The 25,117-nt window shown below is 62.6% G+C and carries 26 protein-coding genes; 12 read left to right on the top strand and 14 right to left on the bottom strand.

Annotated elements, in window-relative coordinates:
• Nucleotide 1: 1 nt before the first annotated feature.
• The 4 genes from EFD56_RS25455 to EFD56_RS25440 form a co-directional block, all read right to left on the bottom strand.
• A complete protein-coding gene (locus EFD56_RS25455; protein WP_010025352.1) occupies nt 2-829 on the bottom strand; it encodes a carbohydrate ABC transporter permease in 828 nt (275 codons plus the stop codon).
• The gene (locus tag EFD56_RS25450; RefSeq protein ID WP_126906613.1) at nt 826-1,821 is read right to left on the bottom strand and encodes a carbohydrate ABC transporter permease; all 996 of its coding nucleotides are present in this window, start codon (nt 1,819-1,821) and stop codon (nt 826-828) included. Before EFD56_RS25450 ends, EFD56_RS25455 begins: the two co-directional genes overlap by 4 nt.
• Complete coding sequence (locus EFD56_RS25445; protein ID WP_010025356.1) at nt 1,821-3,077, bottom strand: ABC transporter substrate-binding protein; 1,257 nt, start codon at nt 3,075-3,077, stop codon at nt 1,821-1,823. The genes EFD56_RS25450 and EFD56_RS25445 overlap by 1 nt, the downstream gene beginning before the upstream one ends.
• Nucleotides 3,078-3,156: 79 nt before the next feature.
• The gene (locus tag EFD56_RS25440; RefSeq protein WP_004677318.1) at nt 3,157-3,810 is read right to left on the bottom strand and encodes a GntR family transcriptional regulator; all 654 of its coding nucleotides are present in this window, start codon (nt 3,808-3,810) and stop codon (nt 3,157-3,159) included.
• A gap of 130 nt (nt 3,811-3,940) precedes the next feature.
• Between EFD56_RS25440 and EFD56_RS25435 the strand changes: the two genes are divergently transcribed.
• The gene (locus EFD56_RS25435) at nt 3,941-5,137 is read left to right on the top strand and encodes a Tm-1-like ATP-binding domain-containing protein (protein WP_126906612.1); all 1,197 of its coding nucleotides are present in this window, start codon (nt 3,941-3,943) and stop codon (nt 5,135-5,137) included.
• A complete protein-coding gene (locus EFD56_RS25430; RefSeq protein ID WP_404817007.1) occupies nt 5,121-5,966 on the top strand; it encodes a phosphoenolpyruvate hydrolase family protein in 846 nt (281 codons plus the stop codon). The genes EFD56_RS25435 and EFD56_RS25430 overlap by 17 nt, the downstream gene beginning before the upstream one ends.
• A 61-nt stretch (nt 5,967-6,027) precedes the next feature.
• Here the strand turns inward: EFD56_RS25430 and EFD56_RS25425 are convergent, their stop codons facing one another.
• Nucleotides 6,028-6,897: an NAD(P)-dependent oxidoreductase gene (locus tag EFD56_RS25425; protein ID WP_012489781.1), complete on the bottom strand. Its 870-nt coding sequence runs from the start codon at nt 6,895-6,897 to the stop codon at nt 6,028-6,030.
• Nucleotides 6,898-7,074: 177 nt separating this feature from the next.
• Between EFD56_RS25425 and EFD56_RS25420 the strand changes: the two genes are divergently transcribed.
• The 3 genes from EFD56_RS25420 (at nt 7,075) to EFD56_RS25410 (ending at nt 8,919) form a co-directional block, all read left to right on the top strand.
• Nucleotides 7,075-7,542: a universal stress protein gene (locus tag EFD56_RS25420; RefSeq protein ID WP_004677327.1), complete on the top strand. Its 468-nt coding sequence runs from the start codon at nt 7,075-7,077 to the stop codon at nt 7,540-7,542.
• A gap of 136 nt (nt 7,543-7,678) precedes the next feature.
• Nucleotides 7,679-8,593, top strand: coding sequence for a DnaJ C-terminal domain-containing protein (locus EFD56_RS25415; RefSeq protein WP_037146076.1), 915 nt, complete (start codon nt 7,679-7,681; stop codon nt 8,591-8,593).
• Between the two features lie 2 nt (nt 8,594-8,595).
• On the top strand, nt 8,596-8,919 hold the full coding sequence (locus EFD56_RS25410) for a chaperone modulator CbpM (RefSeq protein WP_126906611.1): 324 nt from the start codon (nt 8,596-8,598) through the stop codon (nt 8,917-8,919).
• Between the two features lie 27 nt (nt 8,920-8,946).
• Here the strand turns inward: EFD56_RS25410 and EFD56_RS25405 are convergent, their stop codons facing one another.
• Genes EFD56_RS25405 through EFD56_RS25395 form a run of 3 tightly spaced genes read right to left on the bottom strand, consistent with a single transcriptional unit; the run spans nt 8,947 to nt 11,119 of the window.
• Complete coding sequence (locus EFD56_RS25405; protein ID WP_016735555.1) at nt 8,947-9,876, bottom strand: phosphatidate cytidylyltransferase; 930 nt, start codon at nt 9,874-9,876, stop codon at nt 8,947-8,949.
• The gene (locus EFD56_RS25400; protein WP_012489776.1) at nt 9,873-10,493 is read right to left on the bottom strand and encodes a lysophospholipid acyltransferase family protein; all 621 of its coding nucleotides are present in this window, start codon (nt 10,491-10,493) and stop codon (nt 9,873-9,875) included. Before EFD56_RS25400 ends, EFD56_RS25405 begins: the two co-directional genes overlap by 4 nt.
• Nucleotides 10,490-11,119 carry a CDP-alcohol phosphatidyltransferase family protein gene (locus EFD56_RS25395; protein ID WP_012489775.1) on the bottom strand — a complete coding sequence of 210 codons (630 nt, stop codon included), beginning with the start codon at nt 11,117-11,119 and terminating at the stop codon, nt 10,490-10,492. Before EFD56_RS25395 ends, EFD56_RS25400 begins: the two co-directional genes overlap by 4 nt.
• 336 nt (nt 11,120-11,455) lie before the next feature.
• Here EFD56_RS25395 and EFD56_RS25390 point away from each other — a divergent pair, with 336 nt between their 5' ends.
• The 6 genes from EFD56_RS25390 to EFD56_RS25365 are packed head-to-tail and all read left to right on the top strand — an operon-like array spanning nt 11,456 to nt 18,687.
• Nucleotides 11,456-12,442: a BMP family protein gene (locus EFD56_RS25390; RefSeq protein ID WP_004674459.1), complete on the top strand. Its 987-nt coding sequence runs from the start codon at nt 11,456-11,458 to the stop codon at nt 12,440-12,442.
• 8 nt (nt 12,443-12,450) lie between these two features.
• Nucleotides 12,451-13,863 (top strand): amidase, encoded by a 1,413-nt coding sequence (locus tag EFD56_RS25385; RefSeq protein ID WP_012489773.1) that lies wholly within the window; start codon nt 12,451-12,453, stop codon nt 13,861-13,863.
• On the top strand, nt 13,860-15,392 hold the full coding sequence (locus EFD56_RS25380; protein ID WP_126906627.1) for an ABC transporter ATP-binding protein: 1,533 nt from the start codon (nt 13,860-13,862) through the stop codon (nt 15,390-15,392). Before EFD56_RS25385 ends, EFD56_RS25380 begins: the two co-directional genes overlap by 4 nt.
• Nucleotides 15,382-16,431, top strand: coding sequence for an ABC transporter permease (locus EFD56_RS25375; protein ID WP_012489771.1), 1,050 nt, complete (start codon nt 15,382-15,384; stop codon nt 16,429-16,431). Before EFD56_RS25380 ends, EFD56_RS25375 begins: the two co-directional genes overlap by 11 nt.
• On the top strand, nt 16,428-17,372 hold the full coding sequence (locus tag EFD56_RS25370) for an ABC transporter permease (protein WP_012489770.1): 945 nt from the start codon (nt 16,428-16,430) through the stop codon (nt 17,370-17,372). The genes EFD56_RS25375 and EFD56_RS25370 overlap by 4 nt, the downstream gene beginning before the upstream one ends.
• 25 nt (nt 17,373-17,397) lie before the next feature.
• Nucleotides 17,398-18,687 carry an amidohydrolase family protein gene (locus EFD56_RS25365; protein WP_126906610.1) on the top strand — a complete coding sequence of 430 codons (1,290 nt, stop codon included), beginning with the start codon at nt 17,398-17,400 and terminating at the stop codon, nt 18,685-18,687.
• Between the two features lie 51 nt (nt 18,688-18,738).
• On the opposite strand, the gene EFD56_RS25360 is transcribed toward EFD56_RS25365, so the two are convergent.
• On the bottom strand, nt 18,739-19,518 hold the full coding sequence (locus EFD56_RS25360) for a class I SAM-dependent methyltransferase (RefSeq protein WP_004680240.1): 780 nt from the start codon (nt 19,516-19,518) through the stop codon (nt 18,739-18,741).
• 106 nt (nt 19,519-19,624) lie between these two features.
• Here EFD56_RS25360 and EFD56_RS25355 point away from each other — a divergent pair, with 106 nt between their 5' ends.
• Nucleotides 19,625-20,533 carry an alpha/beta fold hydrolase gene (locus EFD56_RS25355; RefSeq protein WP_483475675.1) on the top strand — a complete coding sequence of 303 codons (909 nt, stop codon included), beginning with the start codon at nt 19,625-19,627 and terminating at the stop codon, nt 20,531-20,533.
• Between the two features lie 56 nt (nt 20,534-20,589).
• Here EFD56_RS25355 and msrA read toward each other — a convergent pair whose 3' ends face one another.
• The 5 genes from msrA to EFD56_RS25330 all read right to left on the bottom strand — a co-directional run bounded on the left by msrA (nt 20,590) and on the right by EFD56_RS25330 (nt 25,114).
• Entirely contained in the window at nt 20,590-21,099 is a 510-nt protein-coding gene (gene msrA, locus EFD56_RS25350) for a peptide-methionine (S)-S-oxide reductase MsrA (protein ID WP_012489766.1), read from the bottom strand.
• A gap of 134 nt (nt 21,100-21,233) precedes the next feature.
• The gene (locus EFD56_RS25345) at nt 21,234-22,067 is read right to left on the bottom strand and encodes an inositol monophosphatase family protein (protein ID WP_012489765.1); all 834 of its coding nucleotides are present in this window, start codon (nt 22,065-22,067) and stop codon (nt 21,234-21,236) included.
• 109 nt (nt 22,068-22,176) lie between these two features.
• Entirely contained in the window at nt 22,177-23,253 is a 1,077-nt protein-coding gene (locus tag EFD56_RS25340) for an ABC transporter ATP-binding protein (protein ID WP_126906609.1), read from the bottom strand.
• Between the two features lie 61 nt (nt 23,254-23,314).
• Nucleotides 23,315-24,202: a carbohydrate ABC transporter permease gene (locus EFD56_RS25335; RefSeq protein ID WP_004680245.1), complete on the bottom strand. Its 888-nt coding sequence runs from the start codon at nt 24,200-24,202 to the stop codon at nt 23,315-23,317.
• A gap of 3 nt (nt 24,203-24,205) precedes the next feature.
• Complete coding sequence (locus EFD56_RS25330; RefSeq protein WP_004680246.1) at nt 24,206-25,114, bottom strand: carbohydrate ABC transporter permease; 909 nt, start codon at nt 25,112-25,114, stop codon at nt 24,206-24,208.
• Between the last annotated feature and the right edge of the window lie 3 nt (nt 25,115-25,117).

Below are 25,117 nucleotides of genomic sequence, written 5' to 3'. Positions count from 1 at the left end.
GTCAGCCCTTAATTGCCCCTTGCGTCAGCCCTTCGGTGAAACGGCGCTGCATCAGGATGTAGAGAAGAATGATCGGCAGGAACGAAATGACGGTGCCTGAGAAGACCAGGCGGTAATCGGAGGCATAGGTGCTGGCAAAACGCACCAGCCCGAGTGGCAGCGTCTGCACTTCCGGACTGATCAGCACGATCAGCGGCAGGAAAAAATCGTTCCAGGTGGAGAGCGCGCTGATGATGACGAGCGCCTGCACCGCCGGCGTGGAGATCGGCAGAAAGATCTTGGTGAGGATCTGGATAGGCGAGGCGCCGTCGATCTTGGCGGCCTCGATCAGATCATCGGGCACGCCGACGAAGAAACTCCGCATCAGGAAGATGCCGAAGGGAATGCCGTTGCTCACCTGCACCAGCACGATACCAGCCAGCGTGTTGACGAGGTCGAGCCCGAAGAGCACCTGATAGAGCGGAATGACGATCGCCTGGACGGGCACGGTGAGGCCGAGGATGAAGGTGTAGAACAGCCATTCGCGGCCGGGAAAGCGGATCTTGGCCAGCGCATAGCCGGCAGGCGCGCAGGTGAGCAGCGACAGGATGACGACGCCGACGAGGTTGATGAGGCTGTTGCCGACGAGATCGCCGAAGCCGCCGATCTGCCAGGCATCGAGATAATTCTGCCACATCAGGTCGGCGGGCCAGGTGAAGGGATCGGCTTGGCCGATCTCGGCCTCGGTCTTGAAACTTGATATCAGCAGCCAGACGAAGGGGGCGAGGATCAGGATCAAGACAGGCGTCAGTGCCAGCGCCACGGGCCATTCGCGATTACGCATACTCATTGCGAAAGCCTCGCGCGCCAGCGGTTGAAGACGATGGTAATGACGATTGCCAGCAGGCTGAGCAGGATGCAGAGCACCGCCGCGAGCCCGTGATCCTGGGACTGGAAGGCGAGCCGGTAGATATAGGTCGTGATCAGTTCGCTCTGATAGAAGGGGCCGCCATTGGTCATGACGAAGACCGTCGCAAAGCCCTTCAGACCGTTGATCATCGCCAGCGAGACAACGAAGGTCATTACCTCGCGAAGCCCCGGCAGCGTCACATAAATCAGCTGCTGGAAGGCATTGGCGCCGTCCACCTCCGCCGCGTCGTAGAGCGAGCGGTCGATATTCTGCAGCCCGGCGATGAAGAGCAGCATGTAGAGGCCAAACCCCTGCCACGAGCTCGCGACATTGACGGAAAACAGCACCAGAGCCGGATCGGAAAGCCAGCCTTGCGTGAAGGCGCCGAGCCCGATCAGCGTCAGGGCCGTGTTCAGGAGGCCGAAAAACGGATCGTAGATATTGGCCCAGATGACGCCGACCACTGCCAGCGACACCAGATGCGGCAGGAAGAAGGCGGTGCGGAAGAAGACCTGGGTGAAACGCAGCCTGCTGACCGCGAGCGCCAGCAGAAGGCCGAGCCCGCCTGCCATCACCAGATGGTAGGCGAGCCAGACGAAGGTGTGGACGAGGCTCTTCCAGACGATCGGGTCATGCGCCGCCTTCGCGTAATTGCCGAAGCCGACGAAGCTCGCGGAGGTGTTGAAGCCGGCCGAGCTGTTAAAACTCAGCCAGAAAGTCGCGGCGATCGGCAGCAGGGTGAAGACGGCGTAGAGCGCGAGCGCCGGCGCCATGAGCCAGTATGCGGTGCCGGTATCGCCATCGGCTGAGACGGACCTGGCCGCCCTGGGTTTCGACATACGGGCGAATGTACCGCCCGTATGTCCTGCCGCGGCAGGTGTCGTGCTGAGAGGAGCCGCGACCTTGCTGCCTGACGTTTCGGGGATGGCCACTATTTCGCCTCTGCCATCTTCGTCTGGATCTGCTTCATGCCGTCCTCGCCGCCGATCTGGCCGGAGATCAGGCCCTGGATGACCTGGAAATATGTGTCGAGCACCGGCCCGGGCAGATAGACGCTCGGATTATAGCCGACGCCACCGGCAGCGGCCGCGAAGATCTCTTTCAGGACAGGGGTCGGCGGTTCGAGGCCCGGGATTTCGCGCGGATAGATCATCGTGCTTGCCGGGTCCTGGGCGCGTTTCTTCATCACGGCATCCGACAGCATGAAGTCGATCCACTTCATCGCGAGTTCCGGCTGCCTGGAGTTGACGGGGATCAGCCAGCTCCATCCGACACCGCCGGTCGGCATCGCGGCGCCCTTGATGTCGGAGGGCATCGGCGCATAGCCGGCATTCGTCAGGTCATAGCCGGCCTTGCGGGCATTGGCGGTGAACCAGGGGCCGGCGACGAACATGGCGGCGCGCTTGTTGAACCAGAGGCGTGAGGCGCCGTCGAGATCAAGGCCGGCCATTTCCTTCTTGATGTCGCCTGCCTCGACCAGCTTCTGCAGCCGGATGGCGCCGGCGGCGACGGACGGATCGTCCCAGGCAATCTCGCGGCGCAGCGCCTTGCCGATCACCTCCTTGCCGCTCGCCGATTGCAGCAGGTTGCCGAAGAGATGGCCGGCGCTGCCTGAGGTGCGCGGGCCGATGGCGATCGGCTGCAGGCCGGTCTCCTCGATCGACTTCATCAGCGTTTCGAATTCGCTCCAGGTCGCGGGGATCTTCCAGCCGGCCTGCGCGAAAATGTCCTTGTGGTACCAGATGCCGAGCGCATCGAGCCCATCGGGAACCTCATAGATCTCGCCGCCGAACTGGCCCTTCAGCTCGGTGTAGAGCCAGGGATAGATCTTGTCCTTCCAGCCGCGTTTTTCATATTGCTCGGTGAGCGGGACAACCTGCTTGGCATTCTTGACGACGCTGATGCGGCCGATGCCCGAATTGGTGAGGATCACGTCCGGTCCGGCATCCGACTGGATCGCCGCCTGCACCGCGCCGTTGCTGATCGTGCCAGTCGGCGGCATGAATTCGACGGTCACACCGGGATTGGCCTTTTCGAAATCGGCCTTGATACCGTTCCAGAGTTGCGCGACCAGCGGCTCGGTGATCTGCTCGGGCCCCCACATTTTCAGGGTTTCGGCATGTGCCGCCAGCGCGCTTGCGGCGATCATCGCCGCCAGTGCGGTGCTGCGGGCAAGAAATTTCAGCATTGTTCCCTCCTCCGGACCGCTCCTCGGCCCATGTTTTTCGGTTGCTGAAGGAGACCTCCCTCTCCCTCATGTCCTTCGGCTAACCCTTCTGAAAGCGCGCCATGACGGCCTGCTGGACATCGCTGATATGCGCGTGCATCAGCGCCTTGGCGCGGCCGATGTCGCGCGCCCTGAAAGCCTGCAGGATCTGATCGCGCTCCTCGGCCGCCCTTTCGGCCAGATCACGGCTCTCATTGGCGATCGAGCGGCAGATCTGAATCTGCAGTGCAAGCCGCGCCAGCGTTTCGATCAGCGGCGCGCTTCCCGAAAGCTCGGCGATGGTCTCGTGGAATTCCTTGTCGCGAATGCCGTAGGTTTCCATGTCGCCGCGGCGCAATGCGGCCACGGCCTCATCCAGGATACGCTCGAAGTTTGCGATATGCCGGTCGCTCATCTCAGGAACGGCGAGCTCGACGGCGAAGCATTCGAGCGTCTTGCGCAGATTATAGAGGTCGTCGATCTCTTTCGGCGTGAAGCTGCGCACGAAGAATCCGCGATAGGGTTTGATCTCGATCAGCCCTTCCTTGGCGAGCGTGCCGATCGCCTCCCGGAATGGCGTGCGGCTGACCTGCAGGCGGTCCGTCAGCTCCTTTTCGTCGATCGACACACCGCTCGGCAGCTCGCCCGAGACGATCAGCCGAACGATTTCCTCGTAGATCCGCTCGCGAAGGGTGAGGTGGCGCGGTGCGTTCATGGTTTCCATTTCCGTCTGGCGTTGAGAATTTAAGTATGCAATATGCGAAAGAATATACAATATGAAAAATACAAAAACAGGAATTTTATCGAAAGCTCGCAGTGAAAGTTTGAAAAGAGGAGGAAAAACAATGGGATATGTCTATATTGTCGGCACCTGCGACACCAAGAGCGCGGAACTGAATTACGCCAAGGAGGTGGTTCTGTCGGCCGGCGCCGATGCCGTGCTGGTGGATGTCGGCACGCTCGGGGAGGATGCCTGCGCCGATATCCGGGCGCGGGAAGTGGCCGAATTTCATCCCGAGGGCGCGGCGGCCGTGCTGGGGCAGACCGATCGGGGAGCGGCGGTTTCGGCCATGGCCAAGGCGCTGACGGCATTCCTGACATCACGCAGCGACATCGGCGCCGTTCTCGGCCTCGGTGGTACCGGCAATACTGCGCTCGTCACGGAAGCGATGCGCGCGCTTCCCATCGGCCTGCCGAAACTGATGGTCTCGACGGTCGCCTCCGGCAATGTCGCGCCCTATGTCGGGCCGAACGATCTCACCATGATGTATTCGGTCGTCGATGTCGCCGGCCTGAACGCGATTTCGCGCCGGGTGATCGGCAATGCGGCGAACGCCGTGGCCGGCATGGCCCGCAATCCCATCCCCGCCTCGAACGATGATCGGCCGGGCATCGGCATGACCATGTTCGGCGTCACGACCCCCTGTGTCACTGAGGTGCGCGAGATGCTCGGCGATACGCACGAGATCTACGTCTTCCATGCGACCGGCGTCGGCGGCCGGTCGATGGAGAAACTTGCCGATTCCGGTCTGCTTCAAGGCGTGATCGATGTGACGACGACAGAGGTTCCGGATCTCCTTGTCGGCGGCGTCTTCCCAGCGACCGAGGATCGTTTCGGCGCCATCATCCGCACCGGCCTGCCCTATGTCGGCTCGGTCGGCGCCGTCGACATGGTGAATTTCGGTGCGCGGGAAACCGTGCCCGCGCCTTTCCGAGATCGGAAGCTGCATGTCCACAATGCGCAGGTGACGCTGATGCGCACCACGCCGGAAGAAAATCGCCGGATTGGCGCTTTCATCGTCGAACGGCTGAACCGGATGCAGGGGCCGGTCCGCTTCCTGTTGCCGCTGCAGGGTGTTTCGGCGATCGATGCGGCCGGTCAGCCCTTCCACGACCCGGACGCCGATGCGGCGCTGTTTTCAGCCATCCGCGCCGGCTGGCGGGAGGCGGAAAACAGACGTCTTGTCGAGGTCGACGCCCATATCAACACCCCGGAATTCGCCGCCGCACTCGTTGCCAATTTCCATGACATCCATGCCTGAGGAGAGAGTTTTGACCCGTAGGAACGACATTTTGAACAAGCTTCGCCGCAAGATCTCCGAGGGCCGGCCGATCATCGGCGGCGGCGCTGGCACCGGCCTTTCGGCCAAGAGCGAGGAGGCCGGCGGCATCGATCTGATCGTGATCTACAATTCCGGTCGTTACCGCATGGCCGGGCGCGGCTCGCTGGCAGGCCTGCTCGCCTATGGCAATGCCAATGAAATCGTCAAAGAGATGGGCCGCGAGGTTCTGCCGGTCGTGCGACACACGCCGGTGCTGGCCGGCGTCAACGGCACCGATCCCTTCATGCTGCCCGATTTCTTCCTCGACGAGTTGAAGGCGATGGGTTTTGCCGGCATCCAGAACTTTCCCACCGTCGGGCTGATCGATGGCACCTTCCGCGCCAATCTCGAAGAAACCGGCATGGGCTTCGATCTCGAGATCGATATCATCGCCCGCGCCAACGCCAAGGACATGCTGACGACGCCCTATGTCTTCAGTGCCGAGGACGCCATTGCCATGACCCGGGCCGGCGCCGATATCGTCGTCTGCCATCTCGGCTTGACCACGGGGGGCGCGATCGGCGCCGAAACGGCGCTGACGCTCGACGGATGCGTGGAGAAGATCAACGCATGGACGGATGCCGCCAGATCCGTGCGCGACGACGTCATCGTGCTCTGCCATGGCGGGCCGATCTCCATGCCTGCGGATGCCGCTTACGTGCTCGCCCGCTGCAAGGGATGCAACGGCTTTTACGGCGCAAGTTCGATGGAGCGGTTGCCGACCGAAGTCGCGATCCGGGCACAGGTCGAGGATTTCGTAAAGATTTAGGCGCGGCTTGGCCACGCCAGCTGCCGGCGCCTCCGAGGTGGGGCGCCAGCAGCAAAAGCGGTCAGGGCATGACCATCGCACCGGCGGTTTCCGGGAAGCCAAGGATCTCGTCCAGCTGTCTGACCAGCACGCGGCGGCTGCCCTTGACGTCGTCGGCCAGCCTGGAGAAGACCTCCGCCATGCCGCGAAAGATTCCTGCCGCCGGATCGTCCTCTCCAAGGAAGTCGGCGATCTCCTGCATTTCGGCAACCCAGCGATAGGCTTTCGGATACATGTCGGGAATGGATTTCGACAGCTTGCGGTCAACGTCGGGAAGGCTCTCGGCGAGTTCGGCCTTCAGGCTTTCGGCAGCGCCCGAGCGGGATGCGGCCAGCAGCATTGCGGCGCCGAGGCCGATAAAGCCCTTGTTGATGCCGGCATAACACATCTTCAGCGCCGAAGCCGCGCCGAGTGGCCCATCGAGCCTGCGGACCAGCAAGCCGTAATCTTCGAGCAGCCTGCTTCGCTGCGCGCTATCGCCGCTGATATAGATGGCCGGCCCTGATTTGCCGGGAACCGGCGGCCCGCCGATGATGGCGCCGTCGAGAACGTCTATCCGGCTGCCATCGAACCGCGCCGCCAGGGCCTGCATGGTCTTCGGCGCGATCGCGTTGAGGTCGATAAAGGGCGGCGGCGCCGGCATTCCCGACGATATCTGCGCGACGAATTCGGCGACACCGATCGCTTCCGCCGGCGGAACGATCGACAGGATCAGCTCGGCTTCCGCCAGCGCCTGGCGTCCAACCGGCACCATGCCGGCTGTCTTGGCGCGCGCGATCGTCTGCTCGCTCCGGCCTTCGAGGCAAGTCAGCACCGTGGCGCCATGGTCGATCAGCCGTTTGGCGACAGCGCTTCCCATAGCGCCCGCTCCGATGATTGCGAAATTCGGCATGTGAAACCTCTGTAGTGACGACGACATGGCATGAGAGCTATCGCCGATCGGACCGCCGTCAACTGCGACAGGGCGTCAGAATGCACGAGCGGCATTCCGACTTGACTTTGGTCAAAGCAGGCGGCCTCGATAGAGGTAAGATCACGGAAATGGCTCGCATCCGAGGATATTGATTCAATGTATCGCATGATCATCTGCGGCATCGGCATGGGTTCGAGGCAGACGGCAAACCGTCTGCTGCGCCGGGCCGCGGCGCTTGTGGACGAAGGCGGAACCATCCTCGTTATGCATGTCATCGAGAATGTCCCGCAGCGCCGTCTGACCGGCATTCCCGAGGAATCGGAAACGGCCGCCATTGTCGACGCCGAAAAGAAGCTTGTGTCGCTCTGCAAGGAGTTGGGAATCCCTGTGATGATCGAGGTTCGCATCGGCGCCGCCGCCTCCCTGCTGGTGTCGGCGGCAAGGGAGAGAGCGGCCGATCTCATTCTGCTGTCATCCCACGTGCCCGATATCACCGACTATGTCTTCTCCTCGATCGTCGAGAAGGTGGTGCGACATGCGGGATGCTCGGTTCTCGTCGATCGGCGTTTAGCCCAGGTACATGAGGGCTCCGCGCTGCAGGCCGAAGACGCTGCCCTGCTTTGACCTCTGGCAAGTTTCCGTCGATCACAGGGCCACCGGCTTGATGCGCCGCGTGGGCTGCCCCTCCCCGGCCGCGGACCGGCAACCTATATCAGTGACAAGCCAACCAGCAGTATGGACTGCCCGACCGGAGATATGTATGAGCCAGGATCCCTACGAGCTTCTGGGCGTGAAGCGGGATGCGACGCAGAAGGAGATTCAGAGCGCGTTCCGCAAGCTCGCCAAGAAGCTTCACCCCGACCTTAACCCCGGCGACAAAAAGGCCGAGGACCGATTCAAGGATATTTCGACCGCTTACGAGATTTTGAGCGACGAACAGAAGCGGGGACGATTCGACCGCGGCGAGATCGATATGACGGGCGCCGAGCGGGCGCAGCGCAGCTATTACCGCGACTATGCCTCGGCGAGCGGGCCCAATGATCCCTACCGCAACAATTCCGGCTTTGCCGATTTCGCCGATATCGACAACACTTTTGCCAATTTCTTTTCCCGCCGCACCGGCGGCGGCAGGATGCGCAGCCAAGGCCAGGATCGGCGTTTCTCCATGGAGGTCGATTTTCTCGAGGCCGTCAACGGCACCAGGACCGAGATCAAGCTGCCGGATGGGCCGCAGCTCGACGTGCAGATCCCGCCCGGAACCCGCGACGGCCAGACCTTGCGCCTGCGTGGCAAAGGCGAACCGGGCATTGGCGGCGGCCCGCCGGGCGACGCCCTGATCGAGATCCGTGTGGCCCCTCACCGCTTCTTCACCCGCGACGGCGACGACATCCGCCTGGAACTGCCGATCTCGCTGGGCGAGGCGGTGCTCGGCGGCAAGGTCCGCGTCCCGACACCGTCGGGACCTGTCAACGTGACGCTGCCTCCGCACTCGAATACGGGCAAGGTCCTGCGTCTCAGGGGCAAGGGCGTTCCAAAACGCGGTGGCGGACACGGCGATGTCTATGTCTCCTTGAAGATCGTGCTGCCCGATAATCCGGACGAACGGCTGACCTCCCTGGTGAAGGAATGGGCGGCGGCAAATCCATACGATCCGAGGAAGAACATGGAGGCCTGATCATGGATGATCATGAGTTCCGTCTTTGCTTGAAAATCGATGTCGTCCAGCTCGACTTCTGGGTCGAACGGGGCTGGCTTGTCCCGGCGATGTCAGGCGAAGGACGGCAGTTTCGCGAGGCCGACGTCGCCCGCGGCCGGCTCATCCTCGATCTCATGGGCAATATGGGCGTCAACGAAGCCGGGGTCGATGTCGTCATGGATCTGCTCGACCAACTGCACACCTTGCGGGGAACGATGAGCAAGCTGGTGACGGCAATCGAGCGGCAAGAGCGGGAGGTTCAGCAACGGCTCATCGAAAGCCTTGAGGACATGGACCGGTTTTGAGCAACCGGCCGCATGCGGCGGATATCCTCAGGCGGTGAACCAGTAGCGGACGATGTGGAAGAACAGCGGCGCGGCGAAGGTGATGGAGTCGAGACGATCGAGCACGCCGCCATGGCCCTCGATCACATAACCCCAGTCCTTGGCGTTGAGATCGCGCTTGATGGCCGAGAGCACGAAGCCGCCGAAGAAGCCGGCGACGACGATGACCGTGCTGATGGCAGCCGCCTGCAGGGGTGAGAACGGCGTCAGGCGATAGAGCAGCGTTCCGACGAGGATGGCCGAGGCGCCGCCGCCGATCAGGCCTTCGAGCGTCTTCGATGGGCTGATATTCGGCGAGAACCGATGTTTTCCGAGAAGCTTGCCCCACACATACTGGAAGACGTCGCTGAGTTGCACGACGATGACGAGATAGACGAGAAGAAGCGCCGGCGGCGTTCCGGTCTCAAGCATCAGCAGTGCGGGCGCATGACTGATCGCATAAACCGTCAGCATCAGTCCCCATTGCACCCTGGCGGTCCGCGCCAGGAACTCGTTGACGTCGCCGGTCAGCGTCGCCACCGCCGGCAGTGTCAGGAAGGCATAGACCGGGATGAAGATGGAAAAGAGGCCGTACCATAGCGTTCCGAGCAGCACATAGTGCAGCGGCAGGACGACGAAGAAGGACAGGAACAGCGCCAGGTGGTCGCCGCGCCGTGATGGCGTCAGCGTCCAGAATTCGCGCAGCGCCATGAAGGACAGGAATGCGAACAGGATGACCACCGCCGTATCGCCGAGCAGGATCGCGCCGCCGAAGACCGCGACCATGATCCACCAGGAGCGGATGCGGGCATTGAGGTTCTGGACGGTGGCGACAGACCCGGGTTCGGTCGCGCGCCGCTGCAGGATGAAACCGATGGCGGAGGCGACGGCGAGCAGGCCGAGGATCGCGGCAAGGACGATAGAGAAAAGACTGGTCATGCGGTGCGCCCTCCGTCTGCCAGTTCGACGATCGCGGCGCGGGCGCGGGCCAGGAAGGCGTCCTTGCCTTCGCCTGGTTCGACGCGCAGCGGCTTGCCGAAGCGCGCCGTGCAGGTGATCGGCACGATGAGCCAGCTTCCCTTGGGCAGGATGCGCTGCAGATTGTCGAGATGGATCGGCACAAGATCGACATCCGGGAAGCGGCAGGCAAGGCGATAGATGCCGCTGCGAAACGGGGCGATCTCATCGGTAGAGCTTCTCGTCCCCTCGGGAAAAATCAGGATCGAACGCCCTTCCTCGAGCAGGCGCTCGAGCGGCTCCAGCGGGTTGCTGTCCGGCAGAGGCTTGCGGTCGATCAGGACGGCGCGAAGGCCCTTCTCCGCGATGAAACGGCGAAAGGCGCTCGTACCCCAATAGTCGCGCGCTGCAACCGGATGGGTCAGCCGCCGCACCTGATACGGCAGGGCGGCCATGACGGCCACCGTATCAACATGGCTGTTGTGATTGGCGAAATAGATGCGGCGGCGCGTGTCGGGCGTGCAGCCCCGCCATTCGCTTCGGGCGCCAACCATGATACGGACGAACAACACAAGGAGCCGACGGACAAGCGCGGTCATAGTCTCTCCAGCGAATGGGAAAGCGTTATCGTACGGGTGATGCAGGTGACGAGGCTGCCGGTCGCGATGATGGCTGAGCTCAGGATCAGCGACCAATGGCTGGCGGAGACCAGCGTCTCCACACTCTGCGCAACGAGGCCGGCCGTCAGCACCGCCATGCGGCGCTGCTTGGCCATGATGCCGCTGAAGTCCTGGGCAAGGCCGACCGATCCTCCGAAGACCCTGATATAGGCGGTGAGTGCGGCAAGCAGCGCGGCCAGCCAGCCGAGCCAGGGAAAGCCGCAGGCATAACCAGCCGCCACGAGCAGCAGGCTGTCGGCGACCCGATCGGGGAATTCATTGTAGATCGCCCCGCTTTTGGTTTTCTTGCCGCCTTCGATCGCGACCATCCCGTCGAGCAGATTGCAGACGAGCCGCAGCTGCACCGAGAAAGCCGCGCCGATCATGGCGATTGGATGGGTCGTGAGCAGGATCAGCGCCGCGCCGAAGCCGGCAAACAGGATCGAGAAGAGCGAAATGCTGTTCGGCGTCACACCGGTGCGTGCCAGCCACGCGCTCATGCCGATCGCCCAGGACGACGACCGGCTCGCGATCGGCCGCCGCGAGGCGTCCTCTTCTTCACCCATTTATTGTTTCCCCAGCCCAATTGCCTTCTGCATACCCTGCCCATGCCGCCGCGCCAAGCCCTGCAGATCCGGTCCGAGCCTTGTCGCCCCGAAGCGAAGGTCGCGCTTCTTGAAGTGAAGAATCTCAACCGGAAAGCGCGGCGGTAACGGGGCTGCAGCCTGCCACACCGCGTTACTTGCGCCAAGTCGCGACGCCATCAGCAAGCCGGAAAAATCGGCGTACAGTGAAAGAGCGCCGGGGCCCATCAGCCTGATTTTTAAGCCTCTTCTCTCCTTGACACATTTTTAGGCGCTACTATGATTTTTGAACCAGATGGTAAAAAAGGGGAGCAATCGATGACCAAAGACATCCTGATTTCACGCCGGGCAGTGATCGCATCGGGCATTGCGCTCGGAGTGAGCAGCCTCGCCCCGCTCGCAAGGGCCGCCGCCCCGCTGAAAGTTGCCGGCATTCATGCGTCGCCAGTCGAAAACGCTTGGAATTCCTGTCTTCACAAGGCCCTCCAGGACGCTGCCAAGGAAGGCGTCATCGAATATGTCTTTTCCGAAGGTGTCTCCGGCACCGATTATCCGCGCGCCATGCGCGAATATGCCGAACAGGGCAACAAGCTGATTATCGGCGAGGCCTATGCGGTGGAGAAGGAGGCCCGGCAGGTCGCGGCAGACTATCCCGAGACCGCTTTCGTGCTGGGTTCGAGCGGCGAGCAGGCCGGCGACAATTTCGGTGTCTTCGGCACGTGGAATCATGACGGCGCCTATCTGGCCGGCATGCTCGCGGGCAAGATGACCAAGTCGAATGTCGTCGGTTCGGTCGGCGCCATTCCGATCCCCGAGGTCAACATGCTGATCAACGCCTTTGCCGCGGGCGTCAAGGCTGTCAATCCCGACGCAAAGCACCTGGTCTCGTTCATCGGCACCTTCTTCGATCCCCCGAAGGCCCGCGAGGCCGGCCTTGCCCAGATCGACGCCGGCGCCGACATCCTGTTCGGCGAGCGCATCGGCACGGCCGATGCCGCCAAGGAACGCGGCATCAAGTCGGTCGGCTCGCTGGTCGATTACACGCCGCGTTATCCCGATACGGTGTTTGCCAACGCCATGTGGTATTTCCGCCCGATCCTCAATGCCGCGATCGCCGATGTCGCTGCCGGCAAACCGGTCGGCAGGAACTACACGTCTTACGGCCTGATGAAGGAAGGCGGCAGCGATATCGTCTTCGTCAAGGGTGTTGCGCCTGCCGAGGCGGAGGCCGCGATGGAAGCCAAGCGGGCGGAGATCAAGGCCGGCACCTTCGAAGTTCCGAAGATGATGGAAGAGCCGAAGTAGTTCGGCTGATGCAGGGCGATGCGACGGAACTGGCGGCAGCGATCAGGCATGGCAGTCTGAGCGCTGCAGAAGCGATGCAGACCTCCCTCGAGGCTGCCGCGCGGCATGCGCCGCTCGGCGCGATCGCCTATCTCGACGGTGCCATGGGTCTCGCCGCGGCGCAGGCCTGCGACCGGGAGCGGCAGAGCGCGCCCGAGCATTTCTCGGCGCGGCCCTTTGCCGGCGTGCCGACCTTGGCGAAGGATCTTGGCGGTCCCTTCCGCGGACTGCCGGTAACGGCCGGTTCCCGCCTCTTCGAGAGAAAGGGCGGCGACGCCGACTCCGATCTCGCTGCGCGGTTCCGCGAGGCCGGCTTCTGTCTGTTCGGCCTGACGACGAGCCCGGAATTCGGCCTTTCGCTCGCCAGCGAACCGGCGATCGGACCTGTCTGTCGCAACCCGCTCGATCCCACGCGCACCGCCGGCGGCTCGTCCGGCGGTGCGGCGGCAGCGGTTGCTGCCGGGATCGTCGCGATTGCCCATGCCACCGATGCCGGCGGCTCGATCCGCGTGCCCGCCGCCTGCTGCGGTCTCGTCGGAATGAAGCCGACCCGCGGCGCCATCCCCGGCGGGCCGTCTTTCGGCAACCACCTTGCCGGCATTGCGAGCGAACTGGCGGTCTGCCGCTCGGTGCGGGATACTGCGCTGATTTTCGACCGGCTGAGCGGCAATGCACGCGGACCCGTTCCCGATCCCTCTCCCGCCGATGTCGACACCGGCCGTTTGCGGATCGGCCTGTTGACGGATACCGGACCCGCCCACCCGACCGAGGGTGATCGACTTGCGGCCGTCGCGGACGCCGCGCGTGTGCTCGAGAAGGACGGACACGCCATCGTTCCATTGGCCTGGGCCGACTTCGAATGGAGCGCCGCCGCCAGCGGCCGCGCCTTTGCGGATATCGTTTCGGTCAATCTCGCCGCCCTCGTCGAGGCGGCAGCGCTTGAGGAAAGCAGGGCCGAGCCCCTCACCCGGGCTTTCGCTAGACGCGGACGAACGCTTTCGGCCACCGCGCTCTGGAAAACACTGAACGATGCGGTGCTGGTGAGCCATGCGGTCTGGGGGCTATTCGATACGGTCGATTGCATCCTGATGCCGATGCTCGCCTCCGCGCCTCTTGCGATCGGCTCCTTTCCGTCCGATCATGCCGACACCGATCTCCATCTGGAGCGAATGACCGCGTTTGCGCCGCTTGCCTGCCTTGCCAATGTCTCGGGTTTTCCTGCTTTAACGCTGCCTTTTGGACAGGATCAGCACGCCATGCCGCTGCCGGTGCAGCTCATGATGCCGATGGGTCACGAGCCCCGGCTTCTGTCGCTTGCGGCACGCCTGGAGGCCGAGGCGCGATGGCAGCACCGTTTTCCAGTGGCGGGGTTGCCGTCATGACCGGGCCTGTTCTGGAAATTGTCGGCGTCAGCAAACGCTTCGGCGCCAATCTCGCCAATGACGATATTTCCATGACGCTGGCCAGGGGCGAGGTCGTCGCCCTGCTCGGCGAGAACGGCGCGGGCAAGACCACGCTGATGAGCATCCTTTTCGGCCACTATGTGCCGGATGCCGGGCGAATTCTGATCGACGGCGCCGAGTTGCCGCAGGGCAAGCCGCGCGCGGCGATCCGCGCCGGCGTCGGCATGGTGCATCAGCATTTCTCGCTGGCGCCCAATCTGACCGTCCTCGAAAATGTCATGACCGGCACGGAGGCGCTGTGGTCCTGGCGCTCGGCGACATCGGCGGCGCGGAAGAAGCTCCTGGCGATTTCAGAGCGCTTCGGCCTTCAGGTCGATCCGGATGCCCGCCTCGGCGACCTTTCCGTCGGCGAGCAGCAGCGGGTGGAGATCCTCAAGGCGCTTCACAGCGATGCCCGCATCCTGATCCTCGATGAGCCGACGGCGGTGCTGACCAATATCGAAGCCGAGCGGCTGTTCACGACGCTGAAGGAGATGGCCCGCCAGGGCCTGTCGCTGATCTTCATCTCGCACAAACTCGACGAAGTGATGGCGGCGGCAGACCGCATCGTCGTGCTGCGCGCTGGCAGGATGGTCGCCGAGCGCAGGGCATCGGAAACCAGCAAGGCGGAGCTTGCCGAGCTGATGGTCGGGCACCGCGTAACGCGGCCCGTTCGCGAACCGTCGACACCCGGCGCCGTTGCACTCGAGGCTTCAGGCGTGACCGTGCGAACCGGCGGCATCGATCGGCTGAAATCGATCAGCTTTCGGCTGCACCAGGGAGAGATCCTCGGCATTATCGGCGTTTCCGGCAACGGCCAGGCGGCGTTGGCGCATCTTCTTTCCGGCACGCTGGCGCGCGGCAGCGGCGATCTCAGGCTGTTCGGCGAAGTGGTCGGCAATCTTGGCGTCGCCGATGTTGTCGACGCCGGCATCGGCCGCATTCCCGAGGACCGCAACCATGAGGGCGTGATCGGCGAAATGGCGATCTGGGAAAACGCCGTACTGGAGCGCATCGCCTCGCCGGCCTTCTCGCGCCACGGTCTCGTCAACCGCAAGGCCGGCATCGCTTTCGCCAGGGAAATCATCGACGGCTTCGACGTTCGCGGCGGCGGCCCGGCCATTCGCACCCGGCTGCTTTCCGGCGGCAATATGCAGAAGCTCATTCTCGGGCGCAGTCTCTATCGGCGGCCGCGCATCCTGATCGCGGCGCAGCCTGCGCGCGGCCTCGACGAAGGTGCGGTTGCCGCCGTGCATGCGCGTCTGCTCGAAGCCCGCCGGCAGGGGACTGCGGTGCTGCTGATTTCGGAGGATCTCGACGAGGTGATCGCGCTCGCAGACCGCATACAGGCGATCGTCGGCGGCCGCCTGTCGCCGCCCGTCAACGCCGACGGCGCCGACGCCCGCAGGCTGGGGCTGATGATGGCCGGCGAATGGCAAGAAACCCGCGAGGCCGATCATGCGATTTGAGCGCCGCGAGCACCGCCCGTTTTACCTGCTGATCGCCACACCCGTCATCGCCATCATCGCGGCACTGGCGCTGGCCGGCATCCTGATCTCGATCGCCGGCGCGCCTGTTCTCGACGCCTATTGGCGCATCCTGACCGGCGCCTTCGGCTCGCGGCTTTCGGCGACCGAGACACTGACGCGGGCAACGCCGCTGATGCTGACCGGACTTGCCGCCGCCGTCGCCTTTCGCGCGCGGCTCTGGAATATCGGCGCCGAGGGCCAGTTCTATCTCGGCGCCATCGCCGTTGCGGCGGCAAGCTCGAAACTGCTCGGCACTCTTCCGGCACCCATTCTCATTCCGCTGCTGCTGCTGATCGGTGCGATCGCCGGCATGGTGCTGATCTTGCTCCCGCTGTGGCTGAGACTGCGCTTTTCCGTCGATGAGGTCGTCACCAGCCTGCTGATGAATTTCATCGCCGTGCTTTTCGTCTCGATGCTGATCGACGGGGTTCTCAAGGATCCGCTCGCCTTCGGCTGGCCGCAGTCGCAATCCGTCAGCGATCATGCCATGCTGCCGAAGCTGATCGCCCGTTCGCGCCTGCATATCGGTTTTGCGATCGCGATCGTGCTGGCGATCGTCGTTCACTTCGTCCAGTCCCGCACCGTGTTTGGCATGCAGTCGCGCGCCGCCGGCCTCAATCCTGCCGGTGCGGTTTTTGCTGGTGTGCCGCTCGGAAGAACACTGGTGAAGATTGCCTGTCTCTCCGGTGGGCTTGCAGGGCTTGCGGGAGCGATCGAGGTGATGGGCGTCAAGGGTTACGTCACGACCGACCTGTCGCCCGGTTTCGGCTACGCCGGCATCGTGGTGGCGATGCTTGCCAATCTCAATCCGCTCGGCGTCGTCTTCGCCGCCATTTTCACGGCCACGATGTTCGTCGGCGCCGACGGCATGAGCCGGGGCCTCGGCATCCCGACCTATATTGCCGACGTCACGGTGGCGCTGTCGCTACTGACGATGCTGATCGCATTGTTCTTCACCCAATACAGGATAAGGCGATGACGCAGCTGTTCGATATCATCGCCTCCGCCGGGCTCTGGGCGGCAGTACTGCGGATCGCCACGCCGCTGATTTTCGGCACGCTCGGCGCTTTGCTCTGCGAACGGGCCGGCGTGCTCAATCTCGGCATCGAAGGCATCATGACTTTCGGCGCGATGATCGGCTGGCTTTCCGTCTACCACGGCGCCGATCTGTGGACCGGCCTGCTGATCGCCGCGGTCGCCGGCGGTATCTTCGGCCTGCTGCATGCGTCGCTGACGGTGACGCTCGGCCTGTCCCAGCACGTCTCCGGCCTTGGCGTCACGCTCTTTGCTTCCAGTTTCAGCTATTATGTCTTCCGGCTGATCGTGCCGCTTGCCAATACACCGCCCACCATCGTGCCGTTTCAGCCGATCGCCATCCCCGGTCTCTCGACGCTGCCGTTCATCGGCCCGGCCTTCTTTACGCAGACGGCGCCGACCTATCTTGCGATCCTTATCGCCCTGCTGATGGCCTACATCATCTTCCGAACGCCCGTGGGGCTCGCAATCCGCATGACCGGTGAAAATCCACATGCAGCCGAAGCCCAGGGCATCAATCCGATGAAGGTGCGATACGGCGCAGTCATCATCGGCAGCGCGCTGATGGGAATGGGCGGCGCTTTCCTGACATTGTCGGCGTTCAACAGCTTTTTCCCGACCATGGTGCAGGGGCGCGGCTGGATCTGCATCGCGCTTGTCGTGTTCGCCTCCTGGCGGCCGGGTCGCGCGCTGTTCGGGGCGCTGCTCTTCGCCTTCTTCGATGCCTTTCAGCTTCGGCTGCAAACGGCGCTGAGCGGGCTCGTGCCCTATCAGCTTTTCCTGATGACGCCCTATATCCTTTCCATTGCCGCTCTTGCCATCATGGCGCGCCGCGCCCGCGTCCCGCAGGCGCTGATGCAGCCCTATCGTCGCGGCGAGCGGTGAAGCCGCCTTTTCCAAAGAGGTTCCGATGTTCGATCTAATCGTCAGAAACGCAAATCTCCCCGATGGCCGAACCGGCATCGATATCGGTATCGAGGGCGGCAGGATCGTTGCCGTCGAGCGCAATCTGCAGGCGCAGGCGGCAGAGGAAATCGACGCAACCGGCAGGCTGGTGAGCCCGCCCTTCGTCGATCCGCATTTTCACATGGACGCCACCCTGTCGCTCGGGCTGCCGCGGATGAACGCCTCCGGCACGCTGCTCGAAGGCATTGCGCTCTGGGGGGAGCTGCGACCGATCGTGACCAAGGAGGAATTGGTCGACCGCGCACTGCGCTATTGCGATCTCGCGGTCACGCAAGGCCTGCTTTTCATCCGCAGCCATGTCGATACGAGTGATCCCAGACTGGTGACCGTCGAGGCGATGATCGAAGTCCGCGAAAGGGTCGGGCCCTATATCGATCTGCAACTGGTCGCCTTTCCCCAGGACGGTTATTACCGCTCGCCGGGGGCGATCGACGCGCTCAGCCGGGCGCTCGATATGGGTGTTGACATCGTCGGCGGCATTCCTCACTTCGAACGGACGATGGGCGACGGCACGGCATCGGTAGAGGCGCTCTGCCGCATCGCCGCCGATCGCGGCCTGCCGGTCGACATGCATTGCGACGAAACCGACGATCCGCTCTCGCGCCATATCGAGACGCTGGCCGCCCAAACCATCCGCTTCGGCCTGCAGGGACGTGTCGCCGGCTCGCATCTGACCTCGATGCATTCGATGGACAATTATTATGTTTCCAAGCTCATCCCGCTGATGGCAGAGGCGGAGATCAACGTGATCCCCAATCCGCTGATCAACATCATGCTGCAGGGCCGGCACGATACCTATCCGAAACGCCGCGGCATGACCCGGGTCCGGGAGCTGATGGATGCCGGGCTGAATGTCTCCTTCGGGCACGATTGCGTGATGGATCCGTGGTATTCGATGGGGTCCGGCGACATGCTGGAGGTCGGCCACATGGCGATCCATGTCGCCCAGATGGCCGGCGTCGACGACAAGAAAAGGATCTTCGACGCACTGACCGTCAATTCGGCGAAGACGATGGGGCTCACGGGCTATGGCCTGGAGAAAGGATGCAATGCGGACCTTGTCATCCTCCAGGCGAGCGACACGCTCGAGGCGTTGCGGCTGAAGCCGAACCGGCTGGCGGTGATCCGCCGCGGCAAAGTCGTCGCCCGCACGGCGCCGCGCATCGGCGAGCTCTTCCTGGACGGGCGTCCGGCCCGGATCGACGGCGGCCTGGACTACATACCTCGCTATTGAGAAGTGACGGCGCTGACCATCGTTGAAGGGCAAGGCCCTGCCCGGCTCTGCCTATTCCGCCGCTCGGCGAGCGGTGATGATCCACGCCTGCGAGTCGAACAACACGCCCTCCGGAGTCATATGCGCCTCCAGTAGATCGCGCAGTCGCTGCAGCGGCTGGTCCGGCGGTTCATCGGTTTGTGCGAGCGCGTCCTTCACAAGATAAAGGCTGATGAGCGCATCAAACGCCGCTTGGACGTTCGATCCGTAGAAGACCGGCTCCCGGACCTCGGCAAAGTCGATCGAGACAAAGCCTGCTGCGCCGAGAAGTTTCGTTGCGACGGTTGGATCGCCCAAAGAAAACGGATTGGGAGCACCCGGGGAAACGGCAGTTTCAGGCGCAAGGGCCTGCCGGATGGCGCCGGACCAGGCGTTGCGCTCCCGGCTCTGCCACACCATCCACACGAGGCGCCCGCCCGGACGCATCGCCCGGCCGATATTGGCAAATGCCGCCGCCGGATCGGCAAAAAACATCACGCCGAACCGGCTGATGCAGAGGTCGAAACTGGCCGGCAGGAAGGCGTGGAACTGTGCGTCCGCCTGCTCGAATACCACATTTCGCAAACCTTCCGCGGTACTCCGTTGTCTTGCGACCTCGAGCATCTCAGCCGAAACGTCGACCCCGACCGCTTCTCCTTGCGGTGCGGCGCGGGCGGCCTCGCGCGTCGTTTGCCCTGCACCGCAGCCGATATCGAGCACGCGATCACCCCGGCCGACGCCGGCGGCAATCCTGAGGCGCTGATTGTGTCTCGCCAATTCCGCATCGTAAAAGTCGGCACGATCCAAGGCCATTATGCTTCCCCTGCTTCGCTCGATGGGCAGTCCAAGCGGCCATCACACGCGGCATGTGATGCGAAACAGATTGCATATTAGGATCAGTTATGCAAGGTGGAGAGTAGTGGCAGTCTGCAACCAGGTGATTGAGGCCATCGAAACGACCGGATCAATACTCGTCACTGATAAGATCGTCGAACTCACAGGTGCGAAACTGCAGACCCAGGCTTTCGGCGACCCGGCCGGCGCACCTGTCCTGCTGATCATGGGAGTGATGTCGTCGATGCTGTGGTGGCCGGAACGGTTCTGTGAGGAACTTGCCGCCCAGGGCCGCTACGTCATCCGCTACGACCAGCGTGACACCGGTCTCTCCACCCATTACGCGCCGGGCGAGCCCGGCTATTCGTTTGGCGACCTGTCGGAAGACGCCATCGCCGTTCTCGATGGCTATGGGATTGGAGCCGCGCATCTTGTGGGCATGTCGATGGGCGGTTTCGTCGCGCAAGAGGCCGCATTGCGCCACCCTCGGCGTGTACTGACCCTCATCCTGATCAGCACCTCGCCGATCGGGATAGACGGCCTGCCCTCTTCGACCAAGGCTTACAAGGAACATTCCGCCGCTGCCGAGCGCATCGACTGGTCGGACCTCGGAGCCATTGCCGATTTCATGCGTCGCGATTCAGCCATGCTGGCCGGCACCAGGCATCCGCACGATGCCGAGGCGTCGAGCATCCTGATCGCGCGTGACATGGGCCGTGCCACCTCCTTTATCAGTGCGACCAACCATTTCATGCTGTCGAGTGGGGACGAGGCCGCCACGCTGCATGCGTCCAATATCGAGGCGCCGGTTCTCGCAATCCATGGCACAGCCGATCCGCTCTTCCCGATCGAGCACGCAGAGGCATTCACTCAGGCCGTGCCGAACGCGCGACTGCACCGGATTGCCGGTGGAGGCCACGAAATTCACGATCGCGATATTGACGAGATGGTGCGCGTCATTGCCGATCACACTGCGTCCGGGCCTGGCGGCTAAACGGCTGAACGCGCCATGCATGCCGGCGTTGCGTCCGGCATGCATGCATGAATTGCTCAGGCGATCTTCTGGCGGGCCGGCAGCTTCCAGCCGGGCCGGACGAAATGGCAGGTGTAGCCGTTCGGGATACGTTCGAGATAATCCTGATGCTCGGGTTCTGCCTCCCAGAAATCGCTGACAGGCACGACTTCGGTGACGACCTTGCCGGGCCAGAGGCCCGATGCGTCGACATCGGCGATCGTTTCTTTGGCGACACGCTCCTGCTCAGGGCTGGTGTAGAAGATCGCCGAGCGGTAGCTCGTGCCGACGTCGTTGCCCTGGCGATTGCGCGTGGTCGGATCGTGGATCTGGAAGAAGAATTCGAGGATTTCCCGATAGCTGATCCGGGCTGGATCGAAGATGATCTCGATCGCCTCGGCATGAGTTCCGTGGTTGCGGTAGGTGGCGTTCGGCACGTCGCCGCCGGTATAGCCGACGCGGGTCGAGATCACGCCTTTATAGCGGCGGATGAGGTCCTGCATGCCCCAGAAGCAGCCACCGGCGAGCACTGCACGTTCTTCGGTCATTGGGTGTCTCCTTGTTTGCCCAAAGATAGTGTCTCCCGCCGCCAATTTCCATAAGAGGCGCCATGAACGCAGTCTCGCTATCACCGCCCATTGAAGATGACGCTGAGATCTATGTCGCTGCCGGGTCAAAACGATCAGGCTTTGCCTTGAAAGCCTTGCTTGAGCCAGGGATGCAATGCCTTGCTGGCGGCGAGGATATCGCCCTTCCCGTCGACTTCGGCGCCGGAAAAACGGGTGACGATGCCGCCCGCCTCTTCGACCATCAGCGCCGATGCGCCGAAATCATGGATCGAAAGCCCATCCTCGAAGAAGCCGTCCAGCCGGCCGCAGGCGACATAGGCGATCGACAAAGCCGCCGAGCCAAGGCGGCGGACGCCAGCCGTGTTGGCCATCAGGCGTTTAATCGCGTCGAAATAAGTCTCTTCCGCCACCGCCTTGACCTGACCGGGGACCGGCAGCCCGGCACCGATGAGCACGTTCTCGATGTCGCCGACATCGGCGCAGCGGATACGCTCGCCATCGAGATAGGCGCCGCCGCCGCGCTCGGCGCTGAACAGCTCGTCCTGCATGGCGTCATAGACGACGCCGGCCACCAGACTGCGGCCTTCGGCGATTGCGATCGTCATGCCAAAATGCGGGACGCCCCAGGCATAATTGGTGGTGCCGTCGATCGGGTCGATGTAGATGATCGGCGCGTCGGGCCCGGCCGTGCGGTTGCCGACGGCTTCCTCGCCCTGGATGGCATAATCAGGAAAGGCCTTGGTCATTTCGTCGACGATGATCCGCTCGACGGCGACATCGATCTCGGTCTGATAGTCACGTGGCGCCTTGGCGAGCATCTCCCGAGAGGTTCGCCGCCGCAGCGAGACGCGGGCGGTTTCGCCCGCCTTCACTACAGCTTCAGCAAGCACGACAAGGCGGGATGACGCGGTCGGTGAAAGACGCGCTGATATCAGGGAGGATGCCATGAAAAATCCGGATGCTGCAGATGGGACGGAGTGACTTGTGCGGAGACAGTCCCTTCGCCAGGGCGATGATGGCTTTATGAAGCTGACCGTCGCCCCTGTCCACCGGTTGTTATGTCAATCGGTCCGTCGATGCATCGAAGAGATGGATCTGAGCCGGATCGACCGAGAGGCCAATCATGTCTCCCGCCTTAACCCGGTCGCGGCGAGTCTCGACGATCGTCAGTTCCGGCTCGGTCGCCGCGACGATGAAGGTCGAAGAGCCGGTCGATTCGACGAAGGCAATCGGGACGTCGAAGCTGCCCTGCCCGGGAGCGACAACCTCGATATGTTCAGGCCTGACACCCGCGACGAGCTTGCGCCCAGGCTCGATGGCGCGGTTGATGGCAAGTGTCTGCTTCACCGCGCCGAAATCCAGGATCAGGCTCTTGCCGTCTTCCGCGACGATTGCCGGAATGAAATTCATCGCCGGTGAACCGATGAAACCGGCAACGAAGCGGTTGGCCGGCCGATCGTAAAGCTCGAGCGGCGCCCCCTGCTGTTCGATCACGCCGTCGCGCATCACCACCACGTGGTCGGCCATCGTCATCGCTTCGACCTGGTCATGCGTGACGTAAACGAAGGTAGCGCCCAGCCGGTCGTGCAGGGCGCGGATTTCCTTGCGCATCGAGACACGCAGCGCAGCATCGAGGTTGGAAAGCGGCTCGTCGAACAGGAAGGCCTGAGGGTTGCGGATAATCGCGCGGCCCATGGCGACGCGCTGCCGTTGGCCCCCGGAAAGCTGGCGCGGATAACGGTCGAGCAGCCGGGAAAGACCGGTGATGAGCGCGACTTCCTCCGCCTTCTGCTTTGCCTCAGCCTTAGGAACGCCATGCATTTTCAGCGAATAGGTCAGGTTCTGTTCCACCGTCATATGCGGATAGAGGGCGTAACTCTGAAAAACCATGGCGATATCGCGTGCCCGCGGCGGCACGTCGTTCATCACCTTGCCGGCAATCTTCAGCGTGCCGCCGGTAATTCTTTCCAGCCCGGCAAGCGAACGGAGCAACGTGGACTTGCCGCATCCGGACGGACCGACCAGCGCCACGAACGTGCCCTTGGGAATTGAAAGGTTGACGTTCTTGAGCGCGTGAAAGGCGCCGTAGTGCTTCTCGACGCCCGAGAGTTCGATTTGTATGTCCTGGCTCATACCGAAAACCTTGCTGGTCCCCAACCGGGACCGATAAGATGGTCAAGGGTGAAAAACGTCGTCACTTGACCGCTCCAGCGGCGATGCCGCGCGTTAGCGTACGCTGGAAGATCAAGAAGAAGATCACGGTCGGTATTATACCCAGGAAAGCGGCCGAGGCTTGCAGCACCGGGTCCGACATGTTCTGTCCGCGGGTGAGGCCCATGGCAACCGAGACCGTCTGGTTGTTGTTGGAAACCAGCATGACGAGCGGGATCAAGAATTCATTCCAAGTCCAGATGAAAAAGAAGGTTCCCAGGACCATGAGCGTCGGCCTCAGCACCGGGACGACTACGAACCACAGCGTTTTCCAGTGGGTCGAGCCATCCATCTCCGCCGCTTCAAGGATTTCCTTGGGAAAGGTACTCAGCACGGTCGAGAGCAGGTAGGTCCCGAAAGCGCTTTGCAGGACCGCGAAAATGATGATCACGGAAAGCTGTGTATCGTAGAGGCCGCTCGCTTTCGCCATGTAGTAAAGCGGGTAGATAATGGACTCCTGCGGCACCATAATGCCGAGAAGAAAGACCACCAAAATCACTCGCGACCCCGGCACCTTGCCCACCCCAATCGCATAGGCGTTGAATAGGCTTATCAGTACACCCAAAACCGAAACAGCGAGACTGATCACCACACTGTTGAGCAGCTTGCGGCTGAAATCCGACACCGTCCAGAATTTCTTGATCGCCGTGAGATCGATCGACCGAGGAATCGAAAGCGGTCCGCCCACGGCGTATTCGGCGCTCGCCTTGAAGGCGTTGAGCAGAGCAAGGAAAAAAGGAAAGAGTGTAAAGGCGAGGAGTAGGATTAGGATGGCCAGCACCACCCACCGCATGGGATCGCGTCTCGCGCCATCGGCTGCCGTCGTCGCCTTTGCCTCGGTCTTATTATCGCTGAGAACTGAGTAAGCCATGATCTACCCCTTCGACTCCTGCCGGCTCTGGAAGCGTAGGAAAATCACAGCCAAAGCGATCGTCAGAGTCGTTTGCACGACCGCGATAGCTGCGGCATAGCCGACGCGTTGTGTTGTGAAGAAATGGTAGTAGGTCAGATAGGATGGTACCAGGGTGGAATTGTCGGGGCCGCCGGCGGTGATGACGAAGATTGGCGCAAACACTTTAAGCGCTGCGATCAGCGTCGTCAGCACAACGACGAAAATCTCCGGCGCCAGGAGTGGAATGGTGAGTGTCACCAGCCGGCTCCACCAGTTCGCCCCGTCGAGGTCGGCAGCCTCGTAGAGAGAAGGGTCGATGCGCGAAAGACCGGCCATGAAAACCACCAGACAATAGCCGACCTGTATCCAGACAATAACGAGCGAGACGGCCGCAAGCGCGTATGTTGCATCGCCGATCCAGTTCTGGGCAAGATTGTCAAGGCCGATAGCCTTTAGCGTGATGTTGATGACACCGACGGGATTGAGAATCCAACCCCAGAGCACGCCCGCGACCGTTACGGGCAGGATCTGCGGTAGGTAGAAACCGGCCCTGAAGAAGCTTGAGACCCATTCCCCGAATTGGTCCCTGACGTAGTCGAACAGCAGAGCCGCCAGTACCAGGCCGATGCACACGGGTATCACGGTCATCGAGACGATGAACAGCAGCGTGTGATACATCGATCCCCAGAATTGATCATCCGCAAGCAGGCGATGATAGTTCTGCAAGCCGACCGGTCGCGGCGTGCCAACGCCTTTCCATGCCGTGAAACTCAGCCCGATATTAGCAAGCTGCGGTATGAGCACGATCAGAATGAAGCCGATCATCCCCGGGATGAGGTAGAGGCTATAGCTTCGTGACCCGTCGCTCGATCGCTGGCTGGTTATGGCCATATC

Source organism: Rhizobium phaseoli (assembly GCF_003985125.1).
GTDB classification, from domain to species: domain Bacteria; phylum Pseudomonadota; class Alphaproteobacteria; order Rhizobiales; family Rhizobiaceae; genus Rhizobium; species Rhizobium phaseoli.
Note: the sequence above shows the minus strand (reverse complement) of the source record. Positions and strands in the feature narration are given on the sequence as shown.